Genomic DNA, 12,361 nt, shown 5'->3' with positions numbered 1-12,361 from the left:
ATCGCGCGGACCGCAGCACTCCAGGGAGGGAGATAACATGCATCAGCAAGGTTTCAGCCTGATCGAACTGCTCATGGGACTGACAATTGTCGGGATTGTTCTGCTGTTGGTCAGTCCGGCGTTCGCCGCACTGACAGAATCGAACCATCGAGAACAGGCGGCGCAGTCGATTGTCAGTGGTATGCGTAATGCCAGAACCGCTGCCATCACACGCAATCAGAGTGTGGTGATACACGGAATCAACGGCGACTGGGGCCAGGGTTGGCGGATCATTCTGGATGTCAGCGGCAAAGGCCCGGAGGACAGCAGCAATCCGCTGCTGGTCGAGCAACAGAGCGACGCTCGAGTGCCAGTTGTCGGCAATCGGCCGGTCAAGAATTTCGTACAGTTCAGCAGCCTGGGCGAACCGCAGTTGCCCAGCGGTGCCTTTCAAGCGGGGACGGTACATATTTGCGCCAGCCGCAAACCGGTCAGCCTGCACCAGGTGGTGCTGTCCCGGACCGGACGCGTCAGCCTGCGCAGCGATAAGACTGAACAGGCGCTGTGCGCGGGAGGAGAAGACTCAGAGCAGGGAGCGGACGCGTAGCTCTTTAGGCATCGAGAACGTGATGTTCTCTTCACGCCCGGCCAACTCATCGGCCCCGGTGGCACCCCAAGCCTGCAACTGCTGGATCACGCCACGCACCAATACTTCCGGAGCGGAGGCACCGGCAGTGATGCCAATCCGCTCGACACCATCGAACCAGCTCTTTTGCAGGTCTTCGGCGCCGTCGATCAGATAGGCCGGGGTGGCCATGCGTTCAGCCAGTTCACGCAGGCGATTGGAGTTGGAGCTGTTCGGGCTGCCGACCACCAGCACCACGTCGCATTCGTCTGCCAGCTGCTTGACGGCGTCCTGACGGTTTTGCGTGGCGTAGCAGATATCGTCCTTGCGCGGACCGCCGATCGCCGGGAACCGAGTACGCAGGGCGTCGATCACGCGACTGGTATCGTCCATGGACAGGGTGGTCTGGGTGACGAAGGCCAGTCTTTCAGGGTTGTTTACCTGCAGCTCGGCGACATCTTTCTCGTCCTCGACCAGATAGATCGCGCCACCATTGCTGCCATCGTACTGGCCCATGGTGCCTTCTACTTCCGGATGGCCGGCATGGCCAATGAGGATGCATTCACGGCCGTCGCGGCTGTAACGCGCGACTTCGATGTGCACCTTGGTCACCAGCGGGCAGGTAGCGTCGAACACCTTCAGGCCACGGCCTGCTGCTTCGGTACGCACGGCCTGGGAAACGCCATGGGCGCTGAAGATCACGATCACGTCATCCGGCACCTGATCCAGCTCTTCAACGAAGATCGCCCCACGGGCGCGCAGGTCTTCGACGACGAATTTGTTGTGGACCACTTCGTGGCGCACGTAGATCGGCGGCCCGAAGACTTCCAGGGCGCGGTTGACGATTTCGATCGCCCGGTCCACACCGGCGCAGAAGCCACGGGGATTGGCGAGTTTGATTTGCATGCTGTGCCTCGTGTCTTGCGCGCAAGAAATAGTAATGCCACCTGTCATTCGAACACCGGGCTCGAAAACAGTGAAAATCTTAATGTGGGAGCGGGCTTGCTCGCGAAAGCGGTGTGTCAGTCGACATTGATGTTACATGTGATGACGCTTTCGCGAGCGAGCCCGCTCCCACATTGGACCGAGTTCAGTCAGTTACAGCGCTTTGACGTTGATGATCTCGACGTCAAAGGTCAAGGTTTTACCGGCCAGCGGGTGGTTGAAGTCGATGGTCACTTGCGTGTCATCGAATTCTTTCACCACACCGGGCAACTCAGTATTGGCCGCATCGTTGAAGATCACCAGCAAGCCAGGCGACAGTTCCATATCCTTGAACTGCGAGCGCGGGATGATCTGCACGTTTTGCGGGTTCGGCTGACCAAAGGCGTTTTCCGGCTCGATGTTCAGGGTGCGTTTGTCGCCGGCCTTGAAGCCGAACAGCGCGGCTTCGAAACCTGGCAACAGGCTGCCGTCGCCAACCTTGAAGGTCGCCGGGGCTTTGTCGAAGGTACTGTCGACGGTGTCGCCGTTCTCCAGGCGCAACGCAAAGTGCAAGGTGACTTCCGTGTTCTGGCCAATGCGTTGCTCAGCCAATACCTGTTCAGTCATGAACGGTTTCTCCGGTCTTTTTACTTTTGAACATATCCAGTGCAAGCATCACGGCACCGACAGAAATTGCACTGTCGGCAAAGTTGAATGCCGGGAAATACCAGCGGTTCTGCCAATGCACCAGAATGAAATCGATCACATGGCCCAAGGCAATGCGATCGTACAGGTTACCCAGCGCGCCACCCAGCACCAGCGCCAAGGCGACTGCCAGCCAGGTTTCGTTGCGCCCCAGGCGCTTGAGCCAGACTACCAGCACCGCACTGACCACCACCGCGATCAGGGCGAACAGCCAGCGCTGCCAACCCGAGCTGTCAGCCAGGAAACTGAACGCCGCGCCGGTGTTGTAGGCCAGGGTCCAGCTGAAGTAATCGGGGATCACCACGATTTGCTGGTACATGCTCAGCGAGCCTTCGAAGTAGAACTTGCTGGCCTGGTCGATGACCAGGACCAGCAAACTCAACCAGAGCCAGCTCAGCCGTCCGAAACGGCCAACGGCATTAGGCATAGTGACGAACCTCGCCAGCGCCGCTGATGTTGTCGACGCAACGACCGCAGATTTCCGGATGCTCCGGGTTCACGCCGACGTCTTCACGGCAGTGCCAGCAACGGGCGCACTTGGCATGGCTCGACTTGACCACTTTGAGCTTCAGGCCGCCGACTTCGGTGACCACCGCGTCTGCCGGAGCCTGCACGAACGGTGCAACGGTGGCAGTCGAGGTAATCAACACGAAGCGCAGTTCGTTGCTCAGCTTGGCCAGATCGGCGCTCAGCGCGTCTTCGGCGAACAGCGTCACTTCGGCTTGCAGGTTGCCACCGACGGCCTTGGCCGCGCGCTGGATCTCCATTTCCTTGTTGACCGCCACCTTCACCGCCATGATCCGCTCCCAGTAGGCGCGGTCCAGCTCGAAGCCTTCCGGCAATTCGGTCAGGCCTTCGTACCAGGTGTTGAGCATCACAGACTCGTTACGCTCGCCCGGCAGGTACTGCCACAGCTCGTCGGCGGTGAACGCCAGGATCGGCGCGATCCAGCGCACCAGCGCTTCGCTGATGTGGTACAGCGCGGTTTGCGCCGAACGACGGGCCTTGCTGTTGGCGCCAGTGGTGTACTGACGGTCCTTGATGATGTCGAGGTAGAAACCACCCAGCTCCTGCACGCAGAAGTTGTGGATCTTGGAGTAGACGTTCCAGAAGCGGTATTCGCCGTAGTGCTCTTGCAGCTCGCGTTGCAGCAGCAGGGTGCGATCCACGGCCCAACGGTCCAGCGCCAGCATTTCTTCGGCCGGCAGGATGTCGGTGGCCGGGTTGAAACCGGTCAGGTTGGAAAGCAAGAAGCGCGCGGTGTTACGGATGCGCCGATAGGCGTCCGCACTGCGTTGCAGGATCTGCTCGGAAACCGCCATTTCACCCGAGTAGTCGGTAGAAGCAACCCACAGACGCATGATATCGGCGCCCAAGGTGTCATTGACCTTCTGCGGCGCGATCACGTTGCCCAAAGACTTGGACATTTTGCGGCCGGACTCGTCGACGGTGAAACCGTGGGTCAGCAGCTCGCGGTACGGGGCGTGGTCGTCGATGGCGCAACCGGTCAGCAACGACGAGTGGAACCAGCCGCGGTGTTGGTCCGAACCTTCCAGGTACAGGTCGGCGCGTGGACCGGTCTCGTGGCCCATCGAGTGCGAGCCGCGCAGGACGTGCCAGTGCGTGGTGCCCGAGTCGAACCAGACGTCCAGGGTGTCGCTGATCTTGTCGTACAGCGGCGCTTCTTCACCGAGCAACTCGGCGGCGTCCATCTTGAACCAGGCTTCGATGCCTTCGACTTCGACGCGCTGGGCAACGATTTCCATCAGTTCGACAGTGCGTGGGTGCAGCTCGCCGCTTTCCTTGTTCAGGAAGAACGGGATCGGCACGCCCCAGTTGCGCTGACGGGAAATGCACCAGTCCGGACGGTTGGCGATCATCGAGTGCAGACGCGCCTGGCCCCAGGCCGGAACGAACCTGGTCTCTTCGATGGCTTTGATCGCCCGCTTGCGCAGGGTGTCGCCGGTCACAGGCTCTTTGTCCATGCCGATGAACCACTGCGCGGTGGCGCGGTAGATCAGCGGAGTCTTGTGACGCCAGCAGTGCATGTAGCTGTGTTCGATGATGCTGGTGTGCAGCAACGCACCGACTTCGGTCAACTTGTCGACGATGGCCGGGTTGGCCTTCCAGATGAACTGACCGCCGAAGAATTCCAGCGACGGTACGTAAACGCCGTTGCTTTGAACCGGATTGATGATGTCATCGTTGACCATGCCGTACTTTTTGCAGGTCACGAAGTCATCTACGCCGTAGGCTGGCGAGGAGTGAACCACACCGGTGCCCGCGCCCAGTTCGACGTATTCAGCCAGGTAAACCGGCGACAGACGATCGTAGAACGGGTGACGGAAGTTGATCAGTTCCAGTTCTTTACCGGTGGTGGTCGCAATGACCGAACCTTCCAGGCTGTAGCGGGCCAGGCACGACTCGACCAGCTCTTCAGCCAGCACCAGCAGTTTGCCGCCGACGTCGACCAGTGCGTAGTTGAATTCCGGGTGAACGTTCAACGCCTGGTTGGCCGGGATGGTCCACGGGGTGGTGGTCCAGATCACGATCGAAGCAGGTTTGCCCAGCGATGGCAGACCGAACGCGGCAGCCAGTTTGGCTTCGTCGGCGATCGGGAAGGCCACGTCGATGGTCGCGGATTTCTTGTTCTCGTACTCGACTTCCGCTTCAGCCAGGGCCGAACCGCAGTCAAAGCACCAGTTCACAGGCTTCAGGCCCTTGAACACGAAGCCACCCTTGACGATTTCCGCCAGGGCGCGGATTTCACCGGCCTCGTTTTTGAAGTCCATGGTTTTGTACGGGTTGGCGAAATCGCCCAACACGCCCAGACGGATGAATTCGGACTTCTGGCCTTCGATCTGCTCGGTGGCGTAGGCACGGCACAGTTCGCGGGTTTTGTCCGCGCCCAGGTTCTTGCCGTGGGTCACTTCGACTTTGTGTTCGATCGGTAGACCGTGGCAGTCCCAGCCCGGCACATAAGGCGCGTCGAAACCCGACAGGGTTTTCGAGCGGATGATCATGTCCTTGAGAATCTTGTTCAGCGCATGACCGATATGAATCGTGCCGTTGGCGTACGGAGGACCATCGTGAAGTACGAACTTCGGACGATCCTTGCCAATCTCGCGCAACTTACCGTACAGGCCAATGCTGTCCCAGCGCTGCAGAATCTGCGGTTCGCGCTGAGGCAGGCCGGCCTTCATTGGGAAGGCGGTGTCCGGAAGGTTTAGCGTGGCTTTATAGTCGGTCATTTAAGGCTCTTCATTAGCGATTGGCGCTAGGTGCGACAGGGCACGGGCGGCGGCGACATCCGCATTGATCGCCGTCTTAAGCGCCTCCAGAGAGGCGAAACGCTGCTCTTCACGCAGCTTGTGGTGGAAAACCACCGTCAAACGCCGGTCATACAGATCGCCGGCAAAATCTAAAAGGTGTACTTCCAGGTGGGCTTTGCCATCACCTTGGACCGTTGGCCGCACGCCGATATTGGCGACGCCTGGCCAGGTCTTGCCGTCGATGTCGACGTTGACCAGATAAACCCCGGACAGCGGTACACGACGACGCTTGAGTTGTATGTTGGCGGTCGGCGTACCGAGCTGGCGCGCCAGCTTCTGGCCATGCAGGACTCGCCCGGCAATCCGGTACGGACGACCGAGCAGCCGCTCGGCCAAGGCAAAATCGGCAGCGGCCAGGGCGTTACGCACCTGAGTGCTGCTGACACGAATGCCGTCCAGCACAACGGTCTGCGCCGCTTCGACGGTAAACCCCTGAAGGACGCCAGCCTGTTGCAGGAAATCGAAATCCCCTAGCCGGTCGCAGCCGAAACGGAAATCGTCGCCGACCTCCAGATGCTGCACGCCGAGGCCGTCCACCAGAATAGTATCGACGAATTCGCTGGCGCTGAGTTTGCTCAGGCGCTGATTGAACGCCAGGCACAGCACCCGGTCGACGCCCTCTTCGGCCAGCAGCTGCAGTTTGTCCCGCAAGCGGGCCAGACGGGCCGGGGCGGTGTCCGGGGCGAAGAATTCTCGCGGCTGCGGCTCAAAAATCACCACGCAGCTGGGCACGCCCAACTCGAGCGCACGCTCACGCAGCCGGGCCAGGATAGCCTGGTGACCACGGTGAACACCGTCAAAGTTGCCAATAGTGGCGACACAGCCCCGATGCTGGGGGCGCAGGTTGTGGAGGCCTCGAACCAGCTGCATAACGCGCTTCTTGCTCATAAAGTGGTCGATTATAACCACACCCGGCGGCCGACGACAGGCAACACCGTAACCCAAAGTGATCGAGCCGACAAAACCGTCGGCCCGCCCGTGTTTATCGAGACAAAAGCCTCAGTTCAAAGCCTTGCGATTGAAGTCGCGCAAACGGAAGCCCATCAACAGCAACATGCCGAAATAGACCACCACGCCAGCGATCACCAATGCACCCAGACGCAGCAAACGCTCTAGCATATGCCCTTCCGCCCAAGCCGGCATGAAGTGCATTGCGCCCAGCAATACCGCGGACATCACCGCCACCGCCACCAGCAGTTTGAGACCGAACTTCGCCCAGCCCGGTTGCGGCTGATACATCTGCTGCTTGCGCAACTGATAGAACAACAGCCCGGCATTGATGCAGGCCCCCGCGCTGATGGCCAGGGCCAGACCGGCATGAGCCAGCGGACCGATCAACACCAGGTTGAACAGCTGAGTGACTATCAGGGTGAAAATCGCGATTTTTACCGGGGTCCGGATGTTTTGTTGCGCATAAAAGCCTGGCGCCAGCACTTTGATCACGATAATCCCCAGCAAGCCGACGGAATAGGCAATCAACGCGCGCTGGGTCATGGCCGCATCGAGCGCGCTGAATTGGCCGTACTGGAACAACGAAACCGTCAGCGGCTCAGCCAGAATCCCCAGCGCCAGAGCGCACGGTAATACCAGCATGAAGCACAGGCGCAGCCCCCAATCGAGGATCCGCGAGTATTCGTGGCGATCCTGGCTGGCATAGGTCCTGGCCAGGGTCGGCAGCAGAATCGTGCCCAGTGCCACACCCAGCACACCGGATGGCAATTCCATCAGGCGATCGGCGTAATACATCCAGGAAACGGAGCCCGCCACCAGAAACGAAGCAAATATGGTGTTGATGATCAGCGAAATCTGGCTCACCGAAACGCCGATGATCGCTGGCAGCATCTGCTTCATGACCCGCCAGACACCGCTATCGCGCAGACTCAGGCGCGGCAGCACCAACATGCCGATCTTCTTCAGGTGCGGCAGTTGAAACAGCAACTGAGCCAGACCACCTACCAGAACGGCCCAACCCAGCGCCATGACCGGCGGATCGAAATACGGCGTCAGGAACACCGCAAAGATGATCATGCTGACATTGAGCAGGGTCGGCACGAAGGCCGGGACCGAGAAGCGGTTCCAGGTATTGAGGATCGCGCCGGCCAATGAAGACAGGGAGATCAGCAATATATAAGGAAAAGTGACCCGCAGCAGATCGGTGGTCAGCTCGAATTTTTCCGGGGTAGTGACGAAACCCGGTGCCGTGGCCCAGATAACCCAGGGCGCGGCGAGCATGCCCAACGCGGTGACCAGCGCCAGTACCAGCGTCAGCAGGCCCGAGACGTAGGCAATGAAGGTACGTGTCGCCTCCTCGCCCTTCTGGCTTTTATATTCGGCGAGAATCGGCACGAACGCCTGGGAAAATGCTCCCTCAGCGAAGATCCGCCGCAGCAGATTGGGCAGTTTGAAGGCGATAAAGAAGGCGTCAGTCGCCATTCCCGCACCAAATGCGCGAGCGATAAGGGTGTCGCGAACGAACCCCAACACCCGGGAAACCATCGTGATAGAGCTGACAGCGGCCAACGATTTGAGCAGATTCATTGAAAGAGTTTTTGCCTGTCGATAAACAGCAGGCGAACAACGCGCCCACTTATGCGATACTCCGCGCCGCAACAGCACAGAGCCAAAGCTCGCGAGTTTACAGGTCGCACGCCGGAAAGAAATATCCCGGCGCTCTATACCTGCCACTTAGCGGATCGTCTCAACCGCCCTTGACAAGACATCAACTCATCGGCATGATTCGCGGCCTATTTTGTTTGCTATTTCCTAAAAAGTCTTTCGAGGAGCTCGACGGTGGCCAACACACCTTCCGCCAAAAAACGTGCAAAACAGGCTGAGAAGCGTCGCAGCCACAACGCCAGCCTGCGTTCCATGGTTCGTACCTACATCAAGAATGTAGTTAAGGCCATCGACGCAAAAGACGCTGCCAAAGCTCAAGCTGCTTACGTTCTGGCTGTGCCAGTTATCGACCGTATGGCCGATAAAGGCATCATCCACAAGAACAAAGCTGCTCGTCATAAGAGCCGCCTGAATGGCCACGTAAAGGCCCTGAACGTTGCCGCTGCTGCCTAAGCGACACGCTCATTAAAAAACCGACCTCAGGGTCGGTTTTTTATTGCCTGCGATTTGGCAAACACCACGCAAAAAAAGTGGGGGCGGGCTTGCTCGCGAAGGCGGCGTAACAGTCAACATAGATGCTGAATGTCAGCCAGTCTTCGCGAGCAAGCCCGCCCCCACATTTGGATCTTCGCTAGATTATTGAGCGTGCGCCCACGGCAAAATCGGAATCGCCGTCACCGCATTCTGCGGGCTACCCTCGATCAAGCGATCGCTGTAGACCAGATACACCAGCGTATTGCGCTTCTTGTCGAGGAATCGCACCACTTGCATGGTCTTGAACACCAGGGACGTGCGCTCCTTGAACACCTCCTCGCCATCCTTGAGCTCACCCTTAAAGTTGATCGGCCCGACCTGACGGCACGCAATAGACGCTTCAGCGCGATCCTCCGCCAGACCCAGCCCACCCTTTACCCCACCAGTCTTGGCGCGTGACAGGTAGCAAGTCACGCCCTCAACTTTCGGATCATCAAACGCCTCGACAACGATACGGTCGTTCGGGCCGACGAACTTGAACACCGTCGACACCTGGCCAATTTCATCAGCCGAAGCCAACAGCGGCATCGCCAACAACAAGCCCAATAATCCTTTTGCCACACGCATTCAGGTATTCCTTCAGACCAGAATCAGGTTATCGCGGTGAACCAGTTCCGGCTCCGCCATGTAACCCAGCAGACCGACAATCGCCTCAGACGACTGACCGATGATTTTTTGCGCTTCCAGAGCACTGTAGTTAGCCAGGCCACGGGCGATTTCACGACCGTCCGGCGCCACGCAGACCACCATTTCGCCGCGACGGAAACTGCCCTGGACCAGTTTGACGCCCACCGGCAGCAAACTTTTATTGCCCTGGGACAACGCCGTCACCGCCCCTGCATCCAGCACCAGCGTGCCGCGGGTTTGCAGATGCCCGGCCAACCACTGCTTACGCGCCGCCAGCATGCCGCGCTCAGGTGACAACAAGGTACCGATGCGCTCGCCAGCCTTGAGACGATCCAGCACGCGATCAATGCGCCCGCCGACAATGATGGTGTGCGCACCGGAACGCGCCGCCAGACGCGCAGCGCGCAACTTGGTCTGCATTCCGCCACGCCCCAGTGCACCGCCCGTGCTGCCAGCCACCGCATCCAGCGCCGGATCATCGGCACGCGCCTCGTAAATCAGCTTGGCATCGGGATTGTTGCGCGGATCGGCGTCGAACATGCCGTCGCGATCGGTGAGGATCACCAGCAAATCAGCTTCAACCAGATTCGCCACCAACGCTGCCAACGTGTCGTTGTCGCCGAAACGGATTTCGTCAGTGACCACGGTGTCGTTCTCGTTGATCACCGGGATCACCTTGAGCTCGACCAGCGCGCGCAAGGTACTGCGAGCGTTCAGGTAGCGCTTGCGGTCGGACAAATCGTCGTGAGTCAGGAGAATCTGCGCGGTATGCCGGCCATGCTCGGCGAAGCTCGACTCCCAGGCCTGCACCAACCCCATCTGACCGATGGCGGCAGCGGCCTGCAACTCGTGCATTGCACTGGGTCGTACAGTCCAGCCCAAGCGGCTCATACCCGCCGCCACTGCCCCGGAGGACACCAGCACCAGCTCAACACCCGCCTCGTGCAGGGCAACCATCTGTTCGACCCAGACACCCATTGCCGCGCGATCCAGGCCTTTGCCGTCCGCCGTCAGCAAAGCGCTGCCGATCTTCACGACCCAACGCTGCGCACCTGTCACCTTGCTCCGCATCATCTTCAACCTTAGCTTGAGGACAGCACGACCCAGCGCTGCCCGTAACGTTATTCGTGACTACCGATTTCCAGATACTAAAACGCCGCTCTAGTGAGCGGCGCTTAAGTTTATCGCAACGAATCAGTCACGCACGTAAATGATTTCCGGACCGTCTTCGTCATCCACATCTTCTTCGTCCCAATCGTCGTCACCGATGTCATGAACCGACTTCACGCCACTGCGGCGCAGGGCACGCTGATCGTCCAGCGCCTGCAGCTGGGCGCGCGCTTCGTCTTCGATACGCTGATCGAGCTCGGCCAGCTCTTCCTTGTAGGCCGGGTCATTAGCCAGACGATCGGCACGATCTTCCAGGTAACGCATGATGTCATGACAAAGACGCTCGGTGCCTTGCTTGGCGATCGCGGAGATCACGTAGACCGGACCGGTCCACTCCAGACGATCAACGATTTCCTTGACGCGAGCGTCGTGCTCTTCTTCAAGGATCTGGTCGCACTTGTTCAGCACCAGCCAGCGATCACGCTCAGCCAGGGACGGGCTGAACTTGGTCAGCTCGCTGACGATTACTTCAGCGGCATCCGGAGCACTGGTGTCATCCAGCGGCGCCATGTCGACGAGGTGCAGCAGCAGACGGGTACGCGACAAGTGCTTGAGAAAACGAATCCCCAGGCCCGCGCCGTCGGAAGCACCTTCGATCAGACCCGGAATGTCCGCCACCACGAAGCTTTTCCAGCGATCTACGCTGACCACACCCAGGTTTGGCACCAGAGTGGTGAACGGGTAGTCGGCGACTTTCGGCTTGGCGGCCGATACCGAGCGAATAAAGGTACTTTTGCCGGCGTTCGGCAAACCGAGCAGACCGACGTCCGCCAACACCTTCATTTCCAGTTTCAGGTCGCGCTGCTCACCCGGTTTGCCCGGCGTGGTCTGGCGCGGCGCCCGGTTGGTGCTGGATTTGAAACGAGTGTTACCCAGACCGTGCCAGCCACCATGAGCCACCAACAGACGCTGGCCAGCCTTGGTCAAGTCGCCGATCACTTCCTGAGTCGCGGAATCGATAACGGTAGTGCCAACTGGAACGCGCAGCACCAGCTCCTCACCTTTCTTGCCGGTGCAGTCAGTGCTGCCGCCGTTGGAACCACGCTCGGCATCGAAGTGCCGGGTGTAACGGTAGTCCACCAGGGTGTTGAGGTTTTCGTCGGCGACCATGTAGACCGAGCCGCCATCACCACCATCACCGCCGTTCGGGCCGCCGTTTTCAATGAATTTTTCGCGACGGAAGCTCATGCAACCGTTGCCGCCGTCCCCGGCCTTTACTCGAATCGATACTTCATCAACAAACTTCATAACAAAACGCCTCTCGCCATACGGACGAGCCGAAAAAACCTAGACATAAGACTCTTGCAAAAATGAGCGCAGCGACCTCAATCAACGACCGCCAATACAGCGCTGGAGCCCATCACAAACAGCTTTGCAAGAGACTCACCCCACAAACGAAAAAGCCCCGTCGCAAGACAGGGCTTTTCCAGCAACTACGTAATTATGCCGCGACGACGTCAGTCTTCGGGACAATGCTTACGTAACGACGACCGAAGGCGCCTTTTACTTCGAACTTGATCACGCCGTCGATTTTAGCGAACAGAGTGTGATCTTTGCCCATGCCAACGCCGTAGCCAGCGTGGAATTGGGTGCCGCGCTGACGCACGATGATGTTGCCCGGAATGATAACCTGGCCGCCATACATCTTCACGCCAAGGCGTTTGGCTTCTGAGTCGCGACCGTTACGGGTACTACCACCAGCTTTTTTGTGTGCCATGAGTTCAATTCTCCTAGTGAGGAATTAGGCTGAAATTAAGCCGATCCACAGCGCGGTTTCCAGATGTACGCCGATGATCGTCAGCCATTGGGCGGCGCCCGCGTTGCGCTGCAGCAGCACGCGCAAACGTTG

The 12,361-nt window shown here is 59.2% G+C and carries 12 protein-coding genes and 1 pseudogene; 2 read left to right on the top strand and 11 right to left on the bottom strand.

The window, feature by feature from the left end:
- The first annotated feature begins 37 nt into the window (after positions 1-37).
- Positions 38-586, top strand: a complete 549-nt coding sequence (locus ACQKPC_RS28245; RefSeq protein ID WP_427627906.1) for a GspH/FimT family pseudopilin — start codon at positions 38-40, stop codon at positions 584-586.
- On the opposite strand, the gene ispH is transcribed toward ACQKPC_RS28245, so the two are convergent.
- The 6 genes from ispH to murJ all read right to left on the bottom strand — a co-directional run bounded on the left by ispH (position 563) and on the right by murJ (position 8,103).
- On the bottom strand, positions 563-1,510 hold the full coding sequence (ispH, locus tag ACQKPC_RS28240) for a 4-hydroxy-3-methylbut-2-enyl diphosphate reductase (protein WP_007901894.1): 948 nt from the start codon (positions 1,508-1,510) through the stop codon (positions 563-565). The two genes, ACQKPC_RS28245 and ispH, sit on opposite strands and share 24 nt — an antisense overlap.
- A gap of 192 nt (positions 1,511-1,702) precedes the next feature.
- Positions 1,703-2,140, bottom strand: a complete 438-nt coding sequence (fkpB, locus tag ACQKPC_RS28235) for an FKBP-type peptidyl-prolyl cis-trans isomerase (protein ID WP_427627920.1) — start codon at positions 2,138-2,140, stop codon at positions 1,703-1,705.
- Positions 2,141-2,147: 7 nt separating this feature from the next.
- Positions 2,148-2,660: a signal peptidase II gene (lspA, locus tag ACQKPC_RS28230; RefSeq protein ID WP_007901890.1), complete on the bottom strand. Its 513-nt coding sequence runs from the start codon at positions 2,658-2,660 to the stop codon at positions 2,148-2,150.
- The gene (ileS, locus tag ACQKPC_RS28225; protein ID WP_427627903.1) at positions 2,653-5,484 is read right to left on the bottom strand and encodes an isoleucine--tRNA ligase; all 2,832 of its coding nucleotides are present in this window, start codon (positions 5,482-5,484) and stop codon (positions 2,653-2,655) included. Before ileS ends, lspA begins: the two co-directional genes overlap by 8 nt.
- Entirely contained in the window at positions 5,485-6,435 is a 951-nt protein-coding gene (gene ribF / locus ACQKPC_RS28220; protein ID WP_427627901.1) for a bifunctional riboflavin kinase/FAD synthetase, read from the bottom strand.
- Positions 6,436-6,564: 129 nt separating this feature from the next.
- A complete protein-coding gene (gene murJ / locus ACQKPC_RS28215; protein WP_427627899.1) occupies positions 6,565-8,103 on the bottom strand; it encodes a murein biosynthesis integral membrane protein MurJ in 1,539 nt (512 codons plus the stop codon).
- Between the two features lie 252 nt (positions 8,104-8,355).
- Here murJ and rpsT point away from each other — a divergent pair, with 252 nt between their 5' ends.
- Entirely contained in the window at positions 8,356-8,634 is a 279-nt protein-coding gene (rpsT, locus tag ACQKPC_RS28210; protein ID WP_007901883.1) for a 30S ribosomal protein S20, read from the top strand.
- 183 nt (positions 8,635-8,817) lie between these two features.
- Here the strand turns inward: rpsT and ACQKPC_RS28205 are convergent, their stop codons facing one another.
- The 5 genes and pseudogenes from ACQKPC_RS28205 to ACQKPC_RS28185 all read right to left on the bottom strand — a co-directional run.
- Positions 8,818-9,282 carry a CreA family protein gene (locus ACQKPC_RS28205; RefSeq protein ID WP_063342478.1) on the bottom strand — a complete coding sequence of 155 codons (465 nt, stop codon included), beginning with the start codon at positions 9,280-9,282 and terminating at the stop codon, positions 8,818-8,820.
- 12 nt (positions 9,283-9,294) lie between these two features.
- Positions 9,295-10,413, bottom strand: coding sequence for a glutamate 5-kinase (proB, locus tag ACQKPC_RS28200; RefSeq protein ID WP_032830120.1), 1,119 nt, complete (start codon positions 10,411-10,413; stop codon positions 9,295-9,297).
- A 123-nt stretch (positions 10,414-10,536) separates the two neighbouring features.
- Positions 10,537-11,760 (bottom strand): Obg family GTPase CgtA, encoded by a 1,224-nt coding sequence (gene cgtA, locus ACQKPC_RS28195; protein ID WP_007901876.1) that lies wholly within the window; start codon positions 11,758-11,760, stop codon positions 10,537-10,539.
- Positions 11,761-11,953: 193 nt separating this feature from the next.
- A complete protein-coding gene (gene rpmA / locus ACQKPC_RS28190) occupies positions 11,954-12,229 on the bottom strand; it encodes a 50S ribosomal protein L27 (RefSeq protein WP_007901871.1) in 276 nt (91 codons plus the stop codon).
- Between the two features lie 33 nt (positions 12,230-12,262).
- Positions 12,263-12,361: pseudogene (locus ACQKPC_RS28185) on the bottom strand (hypothetical protein); the annotation flags it as partial.

The sequence above is a fragment of the Pseudomonas sp. NPDC089918 genome (assembly GCF_050280605.1).
Taxonomy (GTDB): domain Bacteria; phylum Pseudomonadota; class Gammaproteobacteria; order Pseudomonadales; family Pseudomonadaceae; genus Aquipseudomonas.
This window is presented reverse-complemented; position numbering and strand designations above follow the sequence as displayed.